The following is a 21,050-nucleotide window of genomic DNA, read 5'->3' as shown; positions in this document are numbered from 1 at the left end:
GCCACCGTCCTTCGCCTCGGGTACGCCGCGTCAGTACATGACATTGGGCAGGTCATCGTAAACATAGTTGATCGTGATCCCGTACTTCTTCTTGAGGTACTGGTCCTTCGCGTTCTGCACCGGATCCTCCCCGGCGTTCCCCGACTTCGTTTCGATGTAGGTGTGGTTACCGTGCTTGTCGGTCACCCGGATGTCGAAGATGCGGCTCTTGCCTTTCGGCAGCTTGAAGGTGACGGCCGCTGGGTCGACCGCATCGGTCACCACCTTGAATCCCTTGGACAGGAAGTATTCGGCGACGTGGTCCCGATAGGCGTTGCCGAGATACCTGTTCCACATCGTCTGATCCCATTCCTTGACGACGTGGACATTGCTCAGGTCCTTCTTGAGCGGAATGTTCTTCAGCGGTTTAGCGAAATTGGATCCCGGACCCGGGATGATCGCAAGCCCGGCGCCGATGCCCGCGCCCCAGTAGTCGCCGTGCTTTGCGGCGTCGTAGACGAGGTAACCGTCCGCGACCGGGCCGACCCAGGGAAGCCAGCTGACCGCCTCCGCGTACCCGCGCTTCTCCCAGTCCGCACACAGCTCCGCGAACAGCGCCTGCGAGCACATCTCGGCGAAACGCCGGGACTTGTCCGCCAGCTTCGCGGGGTTCTCGTTGGGGTTGGGTGAGGGTGATGGCCTCACGACCGGGGTGGTCCCGCCGCTGGACGTGCCGCCTCCCGGCGACGGGCTGGGCGAGGGGGTGGTCCCGCCCCCGCCGTTGTTGTTGTTGTCGCCGCCGCCGTCGCCGCTGTTCTCGCCGTCGCCGTACGTCCCGTCACACTGCGGGCACGGGATGCCGCCCCCGCCGCTGTCGCTGCCGTCGCCGTCGTAGCCGGGCAGCATGTCCGGCATCGGGCTCAGGCCGGTGGGGTCGCTGAGGGTGATCGGACTGTTGTTGCCGTAGGAGTAGCCGTTCCACTGTTGCGGGTCCGACAGATCCTGGACCGGGTCGACGGAGACGAACTTGCCGAGGCCCGGGTCGTACTCGCGGGCGCCGAGGTGGGTCAGCCCGGTGTTGTCGGTGACGCCGCCGACGAAGCCCCGGTTGTTGGGCCATGCGCCGGCGGTGGTGCCGCGCGGCGTTCCGTACGGGGTCTGCCGGCGTACCGTCGACTGCTGGTTCGTCGCGCTGATGGCGATGGACGCGGTGCCCTGGTGGTCCGGCGACAACCAGGTGACGCCGGAGCTGCGGCGCGAACCGATCGTGCCGCCTGCGTGGGTGTAGTAGCGGGTGCACGACGTTGCCGCGGTGTCGTTGCGGTACCGGATCTCCTGTCCCGGCAGGTAGAGGGTGCGGCCTTGTGGGTCACGCTGGACGAGCCGTTTGCCGTCGGCGTCGTAGATGTAGCTGGTCTGCCCGGTGCTGTCGGCAGCCGTCTCGAGGTGACCCTCTGCGTCCCACGTCAGCGTCTGAGTGCCGGCTGAGGCGGTGGGCCGGGTCAGGGTGTTGCCGGTGGCGTCGTAGGTGTAGGTGCCGGTGCGCGCGCCGGAGGTGCCGGTGGCCGCGTGCGGGCGTACGGCGGTGGCGCCGGAGGCCGGATAGGCGTAGTTGGTGGTGGCGTTGCCGGATGCCGAGTGCACGGCCTCCTGCGTACGGTTGCCGATCTTGTCGAAGCCCCAGCTCTGCCAGTACGGCGCGGGCCCGCCGAGCGCCGGTACCGATGGCGCTGCGGCACAGTCTCCGGCGGCCGGGGTCCAGGCCTGGGTCAGCCGGCGGAGGTGGTCGTAGGTGAAGCACTGGGTGTCGTCGTTCGCCGGCGCGGCATCGTCGACCTTGACGATGTTGCCGGCATCGTCGTAGGTGTACGTGGTGTCGGCCTGGATGTAGGGCGCGACCGAGTCACGGTCGGTGCGGATGCCGGTGACCCGGCCGGTCTCCAGCTCTCGGGTGTACTTGGTGTAGACCCGGTTGCCCTCACCGGTGCCGGTGTAGAGCTTGACCTGGTCGAGCTGACCGAGGGCGTTGTAGTCGGTGCCGGTTACGTAGGGCTGGTTGGTGCTGCCGTAGAGGCTGTCGACGGTGGTTGGCAGGCCGAGGCTGTCGTAGCCGTAGGTGAGCGTCTCGGGCTGCAGGTCGGTATTGGTGCCCGGGACGCTCGTCGACTTGATCGAGCCGTCGACGTTGTAGGTGTTGTTGAAGTTGTACGTGCCACCCAGACCGGTCTCGCTGGTCGGAATGATGATCTGGGTGTTGCCGGGCAGGTTCTCGCTGTTGTAGTCGAGGATCTTGACCTGGTAGGCGGCCGAGCCGACGAACCGCGTCGACTGGGACAGCTGGCCCTTCACCACCGTGTCGTAGATCCACTGGGCGCGCATGAAGCCGCCGACCTCGTTGTCGTAGGCGGCGCGCTTGCGGCCCAGCGAGTCGTACAGGTAGGCGATCTTCTTGCCGCGCGCGTCGGTGACGGTCAGGATGTTGCCGGCGTTGTCGTGCGTGTAGGTGGTCTTGCCGCGGTCCGGGTCGTCGGTTTCGATCTGCCGGCCGCGGGCGTCGTACTTGTAGATCCAGTCGTTGCCCAGCGTGTCGATGACCGCCGTCTGGTAGCCGCGCCCGTCGTACTGGTACGTCGTGGCGTCCCAGCTGCCGGCCGTGAACGGCGTCGGCGCCGCTCCGGAGTACTGGCGAAGCTGCACGGTGCGGCCACGGGCGTCGGTGACGGCGGAGGTCGCGGTGCCGCCGCTGGGCGGGGTGACGTCGGTGCGGTCGCCGCCGTACGCGGTGGTGGTACGCCAGCGCTCGAAGCCGTACGGCTGGAAGACGCTCGCCACGACCCGGCCGGCTCCGTCGTAGACGGTACGGGTCTGGTTCGGCACGAACGCCCGATCCGTGGTGGCCAGCAGCGTCCCGCCGGGACTGCCGGTGGCGTGGTAGGAGCCGAAGCTCAGCCGCGACCGCCCGGCGCTGTCGTAGAAGGTCTCAGTGATGATCCGGCCGTCGGTCGGTGACGGCGACTGGGTCTGCCGCTGTCGCAGCAGGCCGTCGTAGAGCGTGTAGCTGGTGTTGTACGTGCCCTTGGCGTTCAGCGTCGAGGTGGAGACCACCGACGGGGTGGTGACGTTGATGTCGTAGCCGAAAGTCAGGTTCGCCGAGCTGGTGCCCTTCACCCGGCCCGGCTTCCACACGCCGGTGAGCCTGCCCAGCGCGTCGTACCCGGTCTCGACGCGCTTGCCGTCCGGGTCGACGGTCGCGGTCGTCGTTCCCCAGGCCGGCTCGATCGTGGTCGCCGTCTCGTACAGCAGCGGGTTGGTGGCCAGCGTCGCCGTGACGGGGCCGTCCGTGGCCGGGGTGAACGCCGTCTTCGTGACGGCGCCGAGGGCGTCCGTGACCGAGGTGATCCGCCCGTGGACGTCGTAGCCGGTCTTGCCGGTCACAGCGAACGCCGGCGAGCCGCTGTTCCACGCGGACATCGTCTGCACCTGCGTCGACAGGCCCTTGGTCGGTGTCGCCTCGAACGCCTGGCCGTCGAAGGAGATGCGGGTCTCCCCGATCACCTGTGCCTCGGTGAGCGTTCCGGTGCTGGCGGCGCACGTGACCGCGTACTTCTGGGTCCGGTGGACCTGGTTGAGGATCCACGCGGTGGTGTTGCGCGGGGTGTAGTCGAGCTTGGTGCACTGCTCGTCGCCGTCGACGCCGTCCTCACCGAGGTCCTCGACCTGGGCCGCCATGCCGTACGTGTCGAAGGTGGTGACCTTCTTGGTGACCCGCTCGCCGCGGCCGCCGTCGCGCACGACGTGGTTCGTGGTGGTGCCGATGCCGACGAATCGGGCGGTCACCGTGTCGTCGTTGAGAGTGCGGGTCGCGGTCGGCGCGGACGCCCACGGGGTGTTCACCACGCGGGACACCACAGCGCCGCCGGGCCCGTTGAGGACCTTGGTCTCGCGGGTCTGCCCGGCGAACCAGTCCTCGTCGGCAACGCCGTCCACGGTCACCGACTTGGTGCCGCCGTCAGCGCCCAGCCGGTCGCCGTTCATGCCGCGGAAGTAGCGGGTCTCGGAGTAGGTCTGCTCGCCGGCGTCGCCCATGGTGACCCCGACCCGGCCGTAGCCGCGGTAGTCCGACCAGGTCTTGAACTTCTTCTTGGTCAGACCGTCGTCGTCGGTGTAGTGCCACGCGGCGCCGTCGTAGTAGGTGTACGAGTAGACCACCCGCGGGCTGCCCATCGGCGGCGCGCCACCTGTGTTGTCGTTCTCGTAGATCGTGGTGACGACGTACTTGTTGAACCAGTCGGTGACCGGCTCCTCGTAGCCGTCCGGGACCCACCTGACCGGGTAACAGCGGGTGGTGTTGGACGCCGGGCTCGGCTTGGTCCCGTCCGCCGTGCAGTCCTGCTCGGAGTAGACGACGCTGGTCGAGCCGCCGTACTCGTTACGGATCCGGGAGACGCGCATCCAATTCATGGCGAGTGCGAAGTCGCCGGTCTTGTCGACCCGGTTCGGCATCTGGATCGGAGTGAACTCGATGTCCGGCTCGGTGATGCTGCCGCCGACGAGCCCGGTGTGGCTGATCTTGGATAGCCATAGGCCGGCGCGGGTGCCGTCGCCCGGGTCAGGGAAGGTGTGGGTGAGGGTCCACCGGTCCACGTTGCGGTAACCGGTGCCGCTGCGGACCTGCGTGGTCACTGAGGACAGCCGCTTGGTGGTCCAGAACGTGGGCGAGACGTCCTCGTCGTCGCACGTGTCGCCGGTGCAGGACTGGTCCCACGGCACGTCCGGCCAGCGGGTGGCGTTGTGCGTGTCGCACTCGCTCAGACACCGGTCGGCGGCCGCGAAGTCAACCCGCATCGGGGCGAGAGTGTTGTGCACCGAGTCGACGCCGCTGATCCGGCGGGTGCCGTAGTCGATGCGCTCCAGCCATGACTCGCGGTCGTAGTTCGCGGCGTCGTCGGCCTTCATGTTCCGGCTGTATTTGTTGGTCTCCTTCTGGTACCAGAAGGACATCGAGTTGCCGGACGGGTCGACCACGTAGTCAAGGTTCCACCGCCAACCTTGAACACAGTCCGAGTCCGCGAACTCCGTAGCGTGACACGGCTCGCTCGGGTCGTTGCCGAACACCGGCGCGGTCAGCGTGGAATTCGTCAGCGCCTTGCCGGTGGTCCAGCCGGGCAGCCGGTTCAGGCCGAACCAGTACTGGATGCCCTCGGTGGTGGTGACCACCCAGTGTTCACCGTCGTTGTCGCCGTTCGTGGCGCCGGTCTTGCGCTCGATCCTGGTGCCGTCGTCACCGCGCAGGTGCCAGCGCTTCTCGGTGGCGTTGTAAAGCAGCTCACCGGAGTGCCCAGCGAGGGAGAGCACCGCGTTGTCGGTCTCCCAGCACAGGTCGCCGGTCTTCTTGTCGTTGTTGGCCGACCCGTTCATGTCCTGGGCGCAGGACACGTAGCGGCGCTCGACGAAGCCGCTCGCGGTGGCTTCGAAGCCCTCGCCGGTCCAGGACGGCTGGCTGTTGCTCGCGGCGTGGCGGCCGTCGACCGACTGCGCCGAGTAGGAGAGGCCGACCTGCGGGGTCGGGCCGCCCAGCGACGGCGGCACCCGCATCGGGTGGTTCCAGGTGAAGTCGCCCGAGTTGCCGCCGGCCGACCACTTCGACGACGGGTTCAGCGTGCTGGCCTTGTAGTCGCCGGACGGGCCGGACGCGGCCGCGGTGGCGGCGACCAGCGTCGAGACGCCGGAGACCGCGACCTCGGCCGAGACGGTCCGGGCCTCCGGGTTGTTCTCGGAGGCCAGCGTGGTGGCGGTGCACTCCGCCTTCGCCGGGGTGGTCAGCGCACACGCGGGCAGGGTCACCAGGCGCAGGCGGCTCGACCAGTCGGCGCCGTATGCGGTGGCGAACTTCTGATAGTCGACGGTGACCCGGGTCTTCCCGGTGGTCGTGACACCGTCGGCACGGTCGAGGCGCAGCAGCACGCCGCGGACTCCGGCGCGCTCGGTGGCCTTACGGTCGAGGACCTCCGCGCGGACCCGGGACGGCGCCGCCTGTGCCGAACGGGCAGCCGCGGCCGCGGTGGGCGCCTCTACTCGTACCGGAACTGTCGCGGCCTCGCCCTGCACCTGAAGGACCTCCGCCGCGGCGGCCGGCCAGACCGGCGCGGGACGCGCCGCCGCGGCCGGCACCGGCTTGGCCGGCGGCGCGGGCGTGATCTCGGCGGCCTTGACCGGTACGTCGGGTACCGCCTTCGCGGCCTGCGGGGAGTACGGCTTCGGCTCCGCCGCCGCGGCCGCCGGCGCGTTGCCGAGACCGGCCAGCAGAGTGACGGTGAGGGCCGCGGCGATGAGCGTCCGCGGTGTGAGCAGTGATCTGCGTGGCGGGGGCAGGTCGGCAGACGAGGGCGAGCTCACCCAGGGCTCCTTCGATGAGGTGTCAGGACGGTCGATCGAAGCCGGAGGGCTGGTCGCATCAGTGGCTCGGCGTCATCGCATCGATGGCCGGAACGGGGCGATGCGCCGGATGAGGCCGGGACGGGTGCGGTCTGCCGGTCGGCGCGGAACAGGGAGGACGCGGTGGTCCTCATGCCGCGGACCGATCAGACGGGCGCCGCCGCCGGTCGGCGACACGACGTGATCGCAGCGTCCATCATCGTCTCCCCCGAGTAACGATCTTCATTGATCGTGGACTGTAGATAACGAAAATCAACGATGTAAACCCGCCACCGGCGGCGGATCTCATCGCTGCGTCACGGCCCGCGACGATCCGGCCGCGGCCGGGATTAGATCATCCGCCCGAGCTGGGAAGCGGCTGCCCAGCTGTCGTCACCGTCAGCGACGCAACCGCGCGCATCGATGATCGAACTCACAAATAGGGCACCTGGCAGGGCCCTGCCTGGAGCCGAGCGTCCGTCACCGCGCTGATGCCAACAGGGCGGCATGGCTCTGTTCGACGAGGCGCCGCCACCTTCCCGGCTAGGGAGCGGCGGCGGTGAGTGCCTGGCGGGCCTGGGTGCGCAGCCAAGCGTGTCCGGCGCCGGTGTCGTAACGCTGTCGAACGGGCCGCTCAGCCCGACCCGGCGTACGGTCGGCCTCGCCGCGGCACCGCGGCGATTCTTCCCCGCGCGAGGGAGCCGGGCGACCGTGGCGGCCGCCACGGTCGACGAAGCCGAGGACGCGGCCTTCCCGGGCATGATCGCTCTCCCGTTGGAACGCGCCTGAGAGGTGACACGAAAGCAGGAGACGAGGGGTGCTCATGTCTTCATAGGATCTGCGTAACAGCAGCGCAGACGGGGGATCCCATGTTCAGTCTCGACCGTAAGAAGCTTGCCGCGATCGGTGTGGCGGCTGGTCTCACGACCGCTTTCTTCGCCTCTCCGGCGCAGGCCGCCACGGCAGCCACGGCGTCGGTGGTGGGGAAGAACGCCACCGTTGTCCGGTTCACTGCGGCGGCGGGGCAGGCGAACTCGCTGGTCATCACGATCTCCGGGCGCACCGTGACGCTCGACGACAAGGTCGCGATCAAGGCGGGCAAGGGCTGCAAGGCGGTCAAGGGTGACCAGACCAAGGTCAAGTGCACCACGGCGAAGAAGCCGACCGAGCTCAAGGTCTCTCTCGGCAACAAGAACGACGAGGTCACCAACAAGACCAAGGTCGTACTGATCGCCGCGGGTGGCAGCGGCAACGATGTGCTGAGCGGCGGAGCAGGTCGTGACCGCCTCGACGGAGGGGCAGGCGCCGATTTCGTCGACGGGCAGGCCGGCAAGGACTGGCTGCAGGGCGGGACCGGTAACGACATCGTCTTCGGCGGTTACGGCAACGACACGCTCCTCGGTCACGACGGCGGCGACAACCTGCAGGGCGGTCAGGGTAACGACACCATCCGCGCCGGCCGCGGCAACGACTACGTCGAAGGCGGCCCCGGCAGGGACAAGATCTACGGCGACGCCGGCAACGACGACCTGATCGGCGGCGTCCTCGACGGCGACGCGCCGGACAGCGACGACACCATCCACGGCGGCGCCGGCAACGATTACCTGCTCGGTGGGTACGGCAACGACGGCCTGTACGGCAATGCCGGCAACGACAACCTGGTCGGCGGCTCCGGCAAGGACAAGCTGGTGGGTGGGGCCGGCGCCGACACGCTCACCCCGTAATTCCGCGGGTTTTCGATGAGGCCGCCCGGCCGCCGATCGTCGGCGGCCGGGCGCTCCCGTATGGAGTGCGCTCGATCATTAACCTCCGCAGAGGACTCCGCATGACGAGCTGGAGGTCGCGGGCGCTGCTCGCCGTACTGATCTGTTCGGCGGCCGTCGCCGTGACAGCGGGCCGGGCGTCCGCCGGGCCGCCGAGATCGTCGCTCTTCAGGAGGTGGGGCCCACCCGGCCGGGCAACATGGTCGCGAACCACACGTTCAACGCCGGCGCACCGGGACGGTCAGGATCCCACCACCGGCGCCACCCAGGTCTGGCTCGACATGGGCTGAGGGCCGAGGTCTGTTGCCGTGGTCACGGTATCTTGAGACCGGTGGCCGATCTGATTCCAGGAGGTGTTCATGACTGCCGAGATGGTCGCGCCGGCCTGGATGCATGAGCAGGTCACGGCCGAGCAATATGCGACCTGGACGGCAGAGCAGTGCGCCGGCATCGAGATCGTGGATGGGATGGTCCTGGTGAGTCCGAGCGCGTCCAAGCGGCACAACCGCCTGGCCCGGCTTCTGGCGAACGCTCTGGACGCCGCCGCGGGGCCGGACTGGAACGCTGACACCGACTTCGATGTCCGGCTCCAGGACGTGCCGCTGAACAATCGCCGTCCTGACGTCACGGTGTACCGGGCGGAGACCATCGACCTCTCCCCGACGCGACCCGAGCATGTGCTGCTCGTGGTCGAGGTGGTCTCACCCGGGTCGGAGACGACCGACCGGATCGTCAAGGCTGATCAGTACGCGAGGGCGGGCATCCAGTTCTACTGGCGTGTCGAGCAGGCGGCCACTGGTGTGCCTCTCGTCTACACATACGTCCTGGACCCGGCGACCGGCCGCTACCGTGACAGCGAGATCTTTCCGGGCGTCGTGAGGCTGGCCGCGCCCTTCACCCTCGAGGTCGATCTCGGGCAGATCTGATTTCCGAGATCTCCGCCGGTATCACCTCCGGCCCGTTCTTCAGCGCTCGCAGCTGACTCGGCTGTCCTGGCTCGTGCCGTAGCAGAAGTCTCCCGGGGAACTGCTGGTGCCGCCGTTGAGCAGGTCGGCGCCTCGGTGTCACCGCGAGCGAACGGGGTGCGTCCCTCGACGGCCGCGTACAGCGTGGCGCCGAACGACGGTGGTGGCCGGGTAAGCGGGAGTGCCGATAACGGCGAGCGAAAGTGTGGTGACGATGCTGGTGGCGGCCAGACGGGCGAGCAAGATCATGGGGGTTGATAGCTTGCTCGGCATGACTTCAGGCCTGGAACTGGACGCTTTCCGTCGGGAGGCCACGGCCCTGACGCAGGCGCTCGCGGGCCTCTCCGAGGACGACTGGGGTCTGCCGACCCGGTGTGAGCCGTGGACGGTTCGGGAGCTGCTGGGGCATGTGCGGGTGGCGATCGGCTGGCTGCCCGGCATGCTGGCCGCTGCCGAACCTGAACAGGCTGACGTCTCCGCCGTTGAGTACTACCGGCCGGATGAGCGGTTCGCCGCCGCGACCAATGTGGCGCGGATCGGATTGGCGCAGGACTACGCGGCGAAACAGGCCGGCGGCGCCGCGCTGGTCCAGGACTTCACCGCTGCGTGCCACCGCGTGGATCAGCTGTGCCGCGCCGAGCGTGCCGGCCGGGTCGTGCTCACCCGGCACGGTGACGCGATGCTGCTCTCGGACTTCCTGGTCACCAGGGTGGTCGAGGTCGCCGTCCACGGCCTGGATCTGGCGGACGCCCTGAGACGGGCGCCCTGGCTGACCCGGCAGGCCGCCGACACCGTGGCGGAGCTGCTGCTCGGGCCGGAGTGGACGATCGCGTTGCACGAGCTGGGCTGGGATCGCCTGGAGTTCATCCGCAAAGCCACCGGGCGCCGGGCACTCGAACCCGCGGACATCACGCGGGTCGAGCGGCTGGGCATCCGGTGGCTCACGCTTGGCTGAAACCCTCTATGCGTACGGATTGAAGGGGATGTTTGTGGGTCTGGCCGCGTTGAGGAGGGATTCGAAGGAGCCGTCCTTGATTTTGATGGTCGCCGAGCCGAAGTTGGCCGCCATCAGTTTGTCGCGCAAGGCCAGGCTGGGGTAACCGTTCCAGTCGACGGGCGGGGGATAGCGCCAGTTGTGGTAATGGTTCTCCGGCGGCTCGTCGTTGCTGTTGGCCAGCCTGAAGAAGTGCGTCGACGCGCCGTCCTTGTGATAGACGACCTTCGGGTGCGAGCCGTCGAAGCGGACCTGCGAGCGGGTGTACGTCTTCTGCGAGCTGTGCTGCGTGGTGCTGACGTATTCCACCTGGTTGGTCGCCTGGTCGACCCAGGAGATGACGTGTTCCCAGTCGTGGCGGTGACCGCCCAGCCCGCTGCCTGCCACCGCCTGGTCCTTCTCGAAGTAGCTGGCGTAGACGATCGCGCACCAGCCGTTGTTGCACTTCGAACGGGCGTAGGTCTGTGAGTTGTCCAGGTCGACCTGGTCGCGGCAGCTGCCGTTGACCGCGCCGGTGGTCTTGAGGCCACCCGCGATCGTGCCGTCGGGGCCGATGGCCGAGGTGGCGTAACAGCCGTCGGTGTCGTAGTCGAAGGCGGGGGAGAAGGACTGCTCGTAACCTCCGGCGTTCTGCGGGAGGCTGCCGGGCGGGTCGGCGAAGGCCGGGGAGGCCGAGATCGCCAGGACGAGGGCGGCGAGGCCGGATGTGGTGGCGATCCGGGCCAGGGTGCGGTTACGACGCATACGTCGTCAAACCTTCCATCGGGGTGGCGGTTCGCAGTGATCTTCGCCAGCGTTATAGAGGCGGGTCAATAGGTTCCGGTTCCGGAATCTGGGAGGCCGGGCCGCCCGAGGGCCCGGACAAAAGCGGCTGACCTGCACAGACGGGTGATCGTCAGTGTGGCGGTCGACACGAAGTCGACATTGAGACGTCATTTTCTGGTTTTCGCCCGTAGCGTTGAGTGCCGCCTGGGTGGCTCGCTGCCGTGCGCCTGGCCGACCGCGATTCTCAGGTGGAAATGGAGCGCGCCACGGTGACCGTGACAACTGACCTGCGACTGATCGAGCTTCCCGGGATCGAGCAGGAACCGGAGGCACCGGCGCTGTTCAGTTCCACGTCGACACCGATCCGGCGCACCCTGGTCGACATCTTCGAGGCGACCGTACGCGATCACCCGGGGGCACCGGCGATCGACGCCGGGGAAACCACGCTGACCTATCGCGAGCTGGCCGACGAGGTCGAGGCGCTGCGGGTGAAGCTGGCCGGCCACGGTGTCGGTGTCGGTGACCGGGTCGGTATCCGGATCTCGTCCGGTACGGCGGAGCTGTACCTCGCGATCCTCGGTGTGCTGGCGGCCGGCGCGGCCTATGTGCCCGTCGACGCCGACGACCCGGAGGAACGGGCCGAGCTGGTCTTCGCCGAGGCGGACGTCTGCGCGGTGCTCGGCGACGGACTGGCCGTGTCGCTGAGGCGTACCCAAGAAATGGCCGAGGAACGACGGCCTGGACCGGCGGATGACGCCTGGATCATCTTCACGTCCGGTTCCACGGGCACCCCGAAGGGTGTCGCGGTCTCGCACGGCTCGGCGGCGGCGTTCGTGGACGCCGAGGCACAGCTGTTCCTCGCCGACAAGAAGGTCGACAAGAAGGTCGACGAGAAGGTCGACGAGAAGGTCGACGAGAAGACAGAACCGCTCGGCCCGGACGACCGCGTCCTGGCCGGCCTGTCCGTCGCCTTCGACGCCTCCTGCGAGGAGATGTGGCTGGCCTGGCGGTACGGCGCCTGCCTCGTCCCGGCCGCGCGGTCGCTGGTACGCAGCGGCGTCGACCTGGGTCCGTGGCTGGCCGAGCAGCGCATCACCGTCGTGTCGACAGTCCCGACGCTCGCCGCGCTGTGGCCGGTCGAGGCCCTCGAGGACGTCCGGCTGCTGATCTTCGGTGGGGAGGCCTGCCCGCCGGAGCTCGCGGAGCGCCTCGCCGTCGAGGGTCGTGAGGTCTGGAACACCTACGGCCCGACCGAGGCGACAGTGGTGGCCTGCGCCGCGCGGCTGACCGGTGAGGGCCCGGTACGCATCGGCCTGCCGCTCGCCGGCTGGGAGCTCGTCGTGGTCGACGCCGCGGGCAACCCGGTCGCGATGGGCGAGACCGGTGAGCTGGTCATCGGCGGGGTCGGCTTGGCGCGTTATCTCGACGCCGCGAAGGACGCCGAGAAGTTCGCGCCGCTGCCGTCGCTCGGCTGGGTGCGGGCGTACCGCAGCGGTGACATCGTGCGCGCCGAGCCGGAGGGACTGCTGTTCCTCGGCCGGGGTGACGAGCAGGTCAAGCTGGGCGGCCGCCGGATCGAGCTGGGTGAGGTGGACGCCGCCCTGCAGGCGCTGCCCGGCGTGGCCGGCGCGGCAGCGGCGATCAAGAAGACCGCCGCGGGCAACCAGCTGCTTGTCGGTTACCTGGTGCCGCGCGAGGGCGAGTTCGACCTGGCGGCCGCGACCCAGCGGATCCGCGAGCAGCTGCCGGCCGCGCTGGTTCCGCTGCTGGCCGTGATCGACGATCTGCCGACCCGGACGTCCGGCAAGGTGGACCGGGCGGCACTGCCCTGGCCGCTCGCGTCCGCAACAGAGGACACCGCTGAGCTCACCGCCACCGAGGAATGGCTCGCCGGCGGCTGGGAGGAGATCCTCGGGATCCGCCCTGCCCAGGCCGGCGCCGACTTCTTCAGCAGCGGCGGCAGCAGCCTGAACGCGGCGCAGCTGGTCGCCTGGATCCGGTTGAAGTACCCGCAGGTGGCGGTCGCTGACATCTACCAGAGCCCGCTGCTGTCCCAGATGGCGACAGTGGTCGAGGCGCTGAGCTCGGAGGCCACCGCCCGCCGTGAGGTCCGGCCGACGCCCCGCCTGTCCGGGCTGGTTCAGGGCCTGCTGATGCTGCCGATGCTCGCGCTCGTCGGGCTGCGCTGGCTCACCGTCCTGGCCGCGCTGGGCAAGGTGACGACCCTGGCCCCGCAGGTCTCCTGGTGGTGGATCGCGGCGGGCTGGCTGGTGCTGTTCAGCCCGGCCGGCCGGATCGCGGTGGCCGCCGGCGGCGCCCGGTTGCTGCTGCGCGGCGTACGCCCCGGCGACCACCCCCGTGGCGGCAGCGTCCACCTGCGGATCTGGGCGGCCGAGCGGCTCGCCGAGCTGACCGGCGCGAACGGTGTCGCCGGAGCCGGCTGGATGATCACGTACGCGAAGGCGCTCGGCGCGCGCATCGGCCGTGATGTCGACCTGCACTCCGCGCCGCCGGTCACCGGCCTGCTGAAACTCGGCCGGGGCGCGGCGATCGAGCCCGAGGTCGACCTGTCCGGTTACTGGATCGACGGCGACATCGTGCGGGTCGGCATGGTCCGGGTCGGCGCGGGTGCCAAGGTCGGATCCCGTAGCACGCTGATGCCGGGATCGCGGGTCGGCAAGAACGCGAAGGTCGACGCGGGTTCGACAGTGACGGGTTCGGTGCCGGCCGGTCAGCGCTGGGCGGGCTCACCCGCCGTCCGGGTCAATTCCAAGGACACCGAGGGCTGGCCGGCGCAACGCCCGGCTCGTTCGGGTCTGGGCAAGACGTTCTGGGTCGGCGCGTACAGCCTCACCGCTCAGCTGCTCGGTCTCGTGCCGGTGGTGGCGCTGCTGCCGGCGCTCGCGCTGATCGGCTGGAGGATCTCCGAGCAGCCGGACCTCGGCGCGGTGCTGACCGTCGTCCCGCTCGCCTCGGTCCTCTATCTGATCGGGTACGCCCTGGTCGTGCTGGTCGCCGTGCGTACGCTCGGCATCGGTCTGCGGGCCGGCTTCCACCCCGTGCAGGGGCGGGTCGCGTGGCAGGTGTGGACGACCGAGCGCCTGATGGGGATGGCGCGGGTGGCGCTGTTCCCGATCTACGCCAGCCTGTTCACGCCGGTCTGGCTGCGGCTGCTCGGCGCCAAGGTGGGCCGCAACGTCGAGGCGTCGACGGTGCTGGCACTGCCGGCGATGACCACTGTCGACGACGGCGCGTTCCTGGCCGACGACACGATGGTCGCGACCTACGAGCTCAGCCACGGCTGGCTGCGGGTCGCCCCGGCCCGGATCGGCAAGCAGGCATTCCTCGGCAACTCCGGGATGGCGGCGCCGGGCCGGTCGGTTCCCAAGCGTGGCCTGGTCGGGGTGCTGTCGTCAGCGCCGCACAAGGCGAAGAAGGGCTCGTCGTGGCTCGGCGCCCCGCCGATGCCGCTGCGTCGTGTCGTGGAGACCGGTGACGCCGGGCGTACCTTCGACCCGCCGGCGCGGCTGAAGGTGGCCCGCGCCCTGATCGAGCTGTGCCGGATCGTGCCGGTGATGCTCGCCGGGATGCTGGCGGTGCTCGTTCTCGCGGCGCTGGCGCTGATCTGGCGTACCGAAGGTGGCTGGGTGGCCGCGCTCGCGGCCGGACCGGTGCTGCTCGGCGCGGCGATCGGCGCGGCGCTTGTCGCGTCGGCCGCGAAGTGGATCCTGGTCGGCCGGTTCCGGGTCACCGAGCACGCGCTGTGGACGTCGTTCGTCTGGCGCAACGAACTCGCCGACACGTTCGTCGAGGCGTTCGCGGCGCCACTGCTGTTCCGTTTCGCCAATGGCACGCCGCTGCTGAGCATGTGGCTGCGCACGCTCGGCGCGCGGATCGGCCGCGGTGTGTGGCTGGAGACGTACTGGCTTCCCGAGTACGATCTGGTGCGTCTCGGCGCCGGCGCGACCGTGAACCGGGGGTGCGTTGTGCAGACCCACCTGTTCCATGATCGGATCATGAGCATGGACGAGGTCACTCTGGGCGCGGGCGCCACGCTCGGCCCGCACGGGATCGTGCTGCCCGGCGCCAGCATCGGCGCGCGTACCACCGTGGGACCCGGCTCGCTGGTCACTCGCGGTGACGTCGTGCCCGACGACAGTCAATGGCTCGGCAACCCGATCGCCTCCCGGCGGTCGTGATACCCGCCTCTCCGGGCGCCGACCGCTCGACCGATTCCTATCTTCCCGCCCACGGCAACGGCGGCTATCGAGTCCTGCACTACGACCTCGACCTCGACTACAAGGTGGCGACGAACCGGCTCGCCGGCCGGGCCGTCATCACCGCGCGAGCCGTCCAGCAGCTCTCCCGGCTCACCCTCGACCTCGGCCGCTTCCGCGTCCAGGACGTGCGCGTCGACGGCCGCCCGGCCAAATTCGAGCATCGACCCAACAAGATCAAGATCAGACCCGAGAGACCTATCGGCTACGGCGCCACCTTCAAGATCGAGATTCGGTACGCGGGGAAGCCCGCACCGATCTCAGGACGCTGGGGTGACATCGGCTGGGACGAGCTGACCGATGGTGCCCTTGTCGCAAGTCAACCGATCGGGTCGCCGTCCTGGTTCCCGTGCAACGACCGGCCCGACGACAAGGCAACGTTCCTGGTGTCGGTGACCACGGCTTCGGCGTACACCGTGGTGGTCACCGGCGACCCGGTCGAGCGGCGCCGTGGCGTCGGCACCACCACCTGGGTGTACGAGCGCAACGAGCCGACCGCCCCGTACCTGATGAGCGTCCAGGTCGGCCGGTACGACCTGATCCAGCTGGCCCCGGGGCGGGTGGTCCAGCGGGCTGCCGTCCCGCCGCGCCTGCGTACCGTCTTCCGGCACGACTTCGGCCGGCACGGCGAGATCATGATCGCCCTGGAGCGGATCTTCGGGCCGTACCCGTTCCGGGAGTACGTCGTGGTGGTCGCCGACGACGACCTGGACGACCCGATCGAGGCGCAGGGGATGGCCGTCTTCGGGCGCAACCACCTCGACGGCCGGCGCACCCACGAACGCCTCGCCGTGCACGAACTCGCCCACCAGTGGTTCGGCAACAGCCTCACCGTCGCGGACTGGCGGCACATCTGGCTCAACGAGGGCTTCGCGACGTACACCGAATGGCTCTGGTCGGCCGCCTCCGGCGGCCTGTCCGTGGACGCGCACGCGGCCCAGTGGTACGCCTGGGTCGCGTCCCACCCGGCGAACATCGCCGTCGCCGACCCGGGTGTGGACCGGATGTTCGACACCGTGGTCTACAAGCGCGGGGCGCTGGCCCTGCACGCCTTGCGGGCGCGGATCGGCGAGGCGTCGTTCTTCGCGCTGCTGCGGTCGTGGGTCGCCGAGCACCGCCACCAGACGGTGACGACGGAGCAGTTCCGCGAGCACGCGGCGAGGTTCTCGGCCAAGCCCCTGGACGACCTGTTCGCCGCCTGGCTGGATCGTCCCGCGTTGCCGCCGCTACCGAGGATGGCTCTTCGGCCACCGAACATCTGGTAAACATCGTGGATGACTTCGGTGTGGTCGAACCTCGGAACCCTGGAAGTCAACGGCATCCGGCTCGGTTACCGGGAGGCCGGCGAGCCGGGCGGAGCGCCTGCGGTGCTGCTGCACGGCACCGGGAGCTGGGCAGGCACGTGGGACCGCTTCGCGCCGGTGCTGATCGCGCGGGGACATCGGGTGATCGCCGTCGACCTGCGCGGCCACGCGGACAGCGCGCGAACGGGTGATTATCGGCTGGACACCCTGCGCGACGACCTCCTCGGCCTGGTGCAGACACTCGGCCTGCGAGACGTCCTGGCGGTCGGCCACTCGGTCGGCGGCTACGCGGCCCTCGCGGCAGCGCAGCATTCCCCGGACCGTTTCGCCGGCCTGGTCCTGGAGGACCTGGCAGCCCCGCCGCGGCGTGGGCCGCACCGGCTGCTGAACGTCGCCGGTCGTGTGCTGACGGCCCGCCCGGACCACGAGCTGGCCGTCAAGGCGTCGATCTTCCTCCAGCTGTCCCGCCCGGATCCGGCCTGGTGGGCGCGGCTGCGCGAGGTGCGCCAGCCGGCCCTGGTGCTCTCCGGCGGCCGGACCAGCTGCATCCCGCCGCGCCGGCTGGCCGGTGTGGCCGCCGCGCTGCCGGACGCGAGGCTGGCGACGATCCCGGTCGGCCACCGGGTGCACAGCCTCGCCCCGGAAGCCTTCGCCACCGAGGTGACAACCTTCCTCACCGAGTCCGCCCACCGCGACGGCGGGCACGCGCCGACGGAATGTTCGCGGCAGCCGAGGTCTGGAGCGACAGGTGCCGGAGTCCGCGGTATCGGCCGGATCAGCTGCTGGCGGTCGACCACAGCAACTGCTCGGCCTCCGCGGTGAGCAGCGCCCGGGCGCAGTCGCGTACCAGCCCGTGCATGCCGAAACGGTCGACGCCGTGCTGTGTCAGCAGGTTCGCGTCGTAGAGGCTGTCGAGTGCCCGTTCTCCACAATCGAGGGAGACGCCGGCCAGCGAGGACACCGTGTGGGCGTCGAAGTCGGCGTCTGAGCTCAGGCTCAGCAGGCGGAAGACGCGCTGCGTCTTGTGGTCGAGCCGATGGTACGACGCGGCGAGCACCGTCATCACGTCACGGTCACCGACGGCGAGCAGCCTGCCCCGGCTGCCGCTGTCGCTCAACCGGCTGATCAGGTGGCCGATCGGCCAGGTGCGGTGGTCGCGGAACCGGGCGGCGGCGACCCGGATCGCGAGGGGCAGCCGGCCGCACAGTTCGACGACGGTGCCGACCTCGGCCGCGAAGCCCTGCACCCGGGCCTCGCCCGCGATCCGGGTGAACAGCCGGGCGCCGGACGACGGGGAGAGCACGTCGAGGGAGAGGGTCGCGGTCCGGTCGAGGGCGGTGAGTCGCCGCCGGCTCGTGACGACGACCAGCATGTCGGCGGCGCCGGGCAGCAGCGGGCGTACCTGGGTGGTGCCGGCAGCGTTGTCGAGCAGCAGCAGGGCCCGGCGTCCGGTCAGGTGGGAGCGCCACAGCGCGCTGCGGCGTTCCTCGTCGGAGGGGATCTCGCCGGCCGGAACACCAGCCTGCCGCAGCAGGTGATCCAGTGCCTGCGAAGAGGTCAGCGGATCGCGTTGCGGGGTGAATCCCTGCAGATCCAGGTAGTACTGGCCGTCCGGGTAGCGGCTGGTGAGCCGGTGTGCCAGGTGCACCGCGGTGGCGGTCTTGCCGACGCCGCCCATGCCGTTGACGATGCAGATGACCATCGCGCTGGCGGTGGCCTCGGTGAGCACGGCCAGCTCGCTGTCGCGCCCGGTGAATCCGGGGGTGTCGTGCGGCAGGAAGTTGTTGCGTGTCTCCGGTTCGTCGGTGGGCGCGACCGGTTCGGCGTCCGGCGCCGCGGTCAGTTCGTCGGCCATCTCGTTGCGCAGGATGCGCAGGTGCAGGTCGTGCAGGGCGGGACCGGGATCCATCCCGTAGTTCTCGGCGAGCAGGGTGCGGCCCTGTTCGAAGACGGCGAGCGCGTCGGTCTGGCGACCGTTGCGGTACAGCGCCTCCATCAGGGTGGCGCGCAGTATCTCCCGGTACGGGTGTTCGGCCACCAGCCGGATGAGGTCGTCGATCAGCGGTCCCTGTTCGCCGGCATGCACCCGGATGGTGAAGAGCTGCTCGACGGCGGCCAGCCGGCGTTCGGTGAGCTGCTCGGCGATCCGGGTGAGGTGGCGTCCCCGTACCCCTTCCAGCGCCGGTCCGCGCCAGTGGGCGAGCGCCTGTTCGAGGAGCTTGCGGGCCTGGTCCGGTGCGCCGCGGCGCAGCGCCTCCTCGGCCCGGCGGGTGAGTTTGTCGAAGCAGAAGACGTCGATCAGGTCGGTGGCGGCCTGGAACTGGTATCCGGTCGCGGCGGTCAGCAGCGTCGCGTGCGGGGTGGCGGGGGCGAGAAGCCGGCGCAGCCCGTTGACAGCGTTGTAGAGCTGCTGGCGTGCCGATCGGGGTGGCTCGGCCCAGAGGGCCTCGGCCAGCCGGTCACGGGTGACCAGGGTGTTGGCGTTGGCCACCAGCATGGTCAGCAGTCTCTGCTGACGAACCCCGGGCAAGGGAACCGGGCGTCCGGCGATCTCCATGCGCGGTGGGCCCAAGAGGCGGAAGAATGGAACGGGCGAGCGCGGCTCGGCCACGATGTCAATCACTTTTCGTCCCCGTCGTAAGCGATTGTACAACTGCCTTGAGAAGTGTCTCCAAATTCCTGATCATCAATGCGTGTGGATGCAGTCGCATCATCGCCCATCGGTTATCGATTACGCAATGCCTATGACAGCCATCGCTCTGAGGTGGGTCTTTGCGGTTGTTCGCCCGGTTTTGAGGCGCGTGCTAGCATGCCGGAGCCGAGGACTCGCCGGATCGTCGAAGCGCTACCGGCCCGTTCATAATTGCAATCCTGGAAATGTCTTTTAATCGCGCGAGCGCTCGCGCACGCGAGGAGGCGCGAGTGCGCGTGGGCATGTGCGCGAGGGCGTGAATCAAATTGATCATCGTTATTCCGACACGATCCACGAAGGACTTGTCGGGACTAGCCACTGAGTGCATACTTGCGTCGTGGCCGTACCGGAAACCCTCCTTGCGCTGATGGAGCGCCGTCCCCTGCATGGGTACGAGCTCCGCCGGCGCTACGACGCGTTGCTCGGGCTCCGGCGGCCGCTGAAATCAGGCCAGATCTACTCGACGTTGCAGCGTTTGCAGCGCGACGGGCTGGTCGCCGCCATCGGCGTCGACCAGAGCGCCGGACCCGAGCGGACCTCGTTCCAGGCGACCCACGAGGGGTCGAGCGGGCTGGATCAGTGGTTCTTCGAGCCGGAGGGCGTCCACTCGTACCTGCAGCCGGACCTCTACGCCAAGGTCGTGCTGGCGATCCTGACCGAGCGCGACGCGGAACGGGTTCTCGACGTTCAGCGGGCGGCGCACCGCGCGGTGATGCGCCAGATGACCACGGTGAAGACCGCGCCCGGCTCCGACACGCTCGCCGTGGTCGCCGCCGACCTGGCGATTCTGCACCTGGACGCCGACCTGCGCTGGATCGACGGCACGCAGCGCCGGCTCGACAACATCCGCAAGGCACTCGAACTCAGCTGATCAACAGAGCACCGCCCCCGGCCGGCTCCGATGGAGCCGGCCGGGTGATGGCGGCTGCGCGACATCGGGGGACTTATGCCAGGCAAGCGGCAAAAGATGGGACTTTTCGTAGTCTGCGGATCGCTCCTGCTGAGCGGATGCAGCAGCAAGGCCGGAGGTGACGAACAACCGGCCCAGCAGCAGGCGAGCGCACCCGCGACGGCGAAGGTGACGGCCGGAACGATGAGCGAGATCGTCGAGCTGACCGGCGCGCTGGAACAGCAACGTTTCGCCGACGTCCGGCAGTGCATGGCGGACGAGGGTTTCCCGCAGCTGATGCGGGCTCACGAGCTGTCCGCGCAGCGCACCCCGCAGGCTCACTTCGAGCCGTTGCGGCTCGACCCGCTGGAGATGGGCCCGTACACCGCCGAGCACGCCCGCAAGTACGGCATGGTCGGCTCGGTGCTGCTGTTCGCCAAGCCCGAACCCGGCTCGGTGATCTCCGAGGATCCGGCGTTCGACAAGGCCCGCACCGGTTGTGAGAGCAAGTTCGACAAACGCACAGCGAGCGACGTCAACGGTCTGCTCAAACAGAGCTCCGACCTGCAGACCGAGGTCCGGGCCGCGTTCCTGGACGCGACGAGTGAGCCGATGACCGACCTGCTGTCGCAGCGCCTGGCGTGCGTACGCGACTCCGGCTACGAGCGGATGGACCCGAAAGCCGCGATCGAGGCCGACGAGTTCGGCGACATGCTCAAGGGCGTCGGCATCGAGGCCGGCCGGGTGGAGGCCGATGTCCCGGAGCAGCCGGCCCTGAAGAAGGGCGAGGTGATCGTGGTGCCGCCGAGCGATCCGGGCAGCTACACGCCGCGCGCCGACGAGGTGAAGTTCGCGCTGGCCTACGTCGAGTGCGGCGAGAAGCAGAAGTTCGTCGACGAGCTGGAGAAGCTGCAGGCCGAGCCGCGCGAGAAGCTGAACGACCGCTACGAGGTCCGGCTCGCCGCGATGGTGACCGAACTCAACACCGCCGTTCGCAACGGAAAGTAG

At 69.3% G+C, this 21,050-nt stretch carries 12 protein-coding genes; 9 read left to right on the top strand and 3 right to left on the bottom strand.

What is annotated here, in order from left to right; translation table 11 throughout:
- Positions 1-30: 30 nt before the first annotated feature.
- Positions 31-6,375, bottom strand: a complete 6,345-nt coding sequence (locus tag ACQP2E_RS27905; RefSeq protein ID WP_433825921.1) for an RHS repeat-associated core domain-containing protein — start codon at positions 6,373-6,375, stop codon at positions 31-33.
- A gap of 525 nt (positions 6,376-6,900) precedes the next feature.
- Between ACQP2E_RS27905 and ACQP2E_RS27900 the strand changes: the two genes are divergently transcribed.
- The 4 genes from ACQP2E_RS27900 (at position 6,901) to ACQP2E_RS27885 (ending at position 10,076) form a co-directional block, all read left to right on the top strand.
- Positions 6,901-7,182: a hypothetical protein gene (locus tag ACQP2E_RS27900; protein WP_433825920.1), complete on the top strand. Its 282-nt coding sequence runs from the start codon at positions 6,901-6,903 to the stop codon at positions 7,180-7,182.
- Between the two features lie 80 nt (positions 7,183-7,262).
- Positions 7,263-8,117 carry a calcium-binding protein gene (locus tag ACQP2E_RS27895; protein ID WP_433825919.1) on the top strand — a complete coding sequence of 285 codons (855 nt, stop codon included), beginning with the start codon at positions 7,263-7,265 and terminating at the stop codon, positions 8,115-8,117.
- A 398-nt stretch (positions 8,118-8,515) separates the two neighbouring features.
- The gene (locus ACQP2E_RS27890; RefSeq protein WP_433825918.1) at positions 8,516-9,082 is read left to right on the top strand and encodes a Uma2 family endonuclease; all 567 of its coding nucleotides are present in this window, start codon (positions 8,516-8,518) and stop codon (positions 9,080-9,082) included.
- A 310-nt stretch (positions 9,083-9,392) separates the two neighbouring features.
- A complete protein-coding gene (locus ACQP2E_RS27885) occupies positions 9,393-10,076 on the top strand; it encodes a maleylpyruvate isomerase family mycothiol-dependent enzyme (RefSeq protein ID WP_433825917.1) in 684 nt (227 codons plus the stop codon).
- A gap of 6 nt (positions 10,077-10,082) precedes the next feature.
- Here ACQP2E_RS27885 and ACQP2E_RS27880 read toward each other — a convergent pair whose 3' ends face one another.
- Positions 10,083-10,859 (bottom strand): NPP1 family protein, encoded by a 777-nt coding sequence (locus ACQP2E_RS27880; RefSeq protein ID WP_433825916.1) that lies wholly within the window; start codon positions 10,857-10,859, stop codon positions 10,083-10,085.
- A gap of 290 nt (positions 10,860-11,149) precedes the next feature.
- Here ACQP2E_RS27880 and ACQP2E_RS27875 point away from each other — a divergent pair, with 290 nt between their 5' ends.
- The 3 genes from ACQP2E_RS27875 to ACQP2E_RS27865 are packed head-to-tail and all read left to right on the top strand — an operon-like array spanning position 11,150 to position 17,283.
- On the top strand, positions 11,150-15,079 hold the full coding sequence (locus ACQP2E_RS27875) for a Pls/PosA family non-ribosomal peptide synthetase (RefSeq protein ID WP_433825915.1): 3,930 nt from the start codon (positions 11,150-11,152) through the stop codon (positions 15,077-15,079).
- On the top strand, positions 15,043-16,422 hold the full coding sequence (locus ACQP2E_RS27870) for a M1 family metallopeptidase (protein ID WP_433825914.1): 1,380 nt from the start codon (positions 15,043-15,045) through the stop codon (positions 16,420-16,422). The genes ACQP2E_RS27875 and ACQP2E_RS27870 overlap by 37 nt, the downstream gene beginning before the upstream one ends.
- Before the next feature lie 9 nt (positions 16,423-16,431).
- Entirely contained in the window at positions 16,432-17,283 is an 852-nt protein-coding gene (locus ACQP2E_RS27865; protein WP_433825913.1) for an alpha/beta fold hydrolase, read from the top strand.
- Here the strand turns inward: ACQP2E_RS27865 and ACQP2E_RS27860 are convergent.
- Entirely contained in the window at positions 17,237-18,958 is a 1,722-nt protein-coding gene (locus ACQP2E_RS27860; protein ID WP_433825912.1) for a BTAD domain-containing putative transcriptional regulator, read from the bottom strand. The genes ACQP2E_RS27865 and ACQP2E_RS27860 overlap by 47 nt on opposite strands.
- 532 nt (positions 18,959-19,490) lie before the next feature.
- Here ACQP2E_RS27860 and ACQP2E_RS27855 point away from each other — a divergent pair.
- Positions 19,491-20,024: a PadR family transcriptional regulator gene (locus tag ACQP2E_RS27855; protein ID WP_433825911.1), complete on the top strand. Its 534-nt coding sequence runs from the start codon at positions 19,491-19,493 to the stop codon at positions 20,022-20,024.
- 96 nt (positions 20,025-20,120) lie between these two features.
- Positions 20,121-21,050 carry a hypothetical protein gene (locus ACQP2E_RS27850; protein ID WP_433825910.1) on the top strand — a complete coding sequence of 310 codons (930 nt, stop codon included), beginning with the start codon at positions 20,121-20,123 and terminating at the stop codon, positions 21,048-21,050.

The organism is Actinoplanes sp. CA-015351, from assembly GCF_050955685.1.
Taxonomy (GTDB): domain Bacteria; phylum Actinomycetota; class Actinomycetes; order Mycobacteriales; family Micromonosporaceae; genus Actinoplanes.
This window is presented reverse-complemented; position numbering and strand designations above follow the sequence as displayed.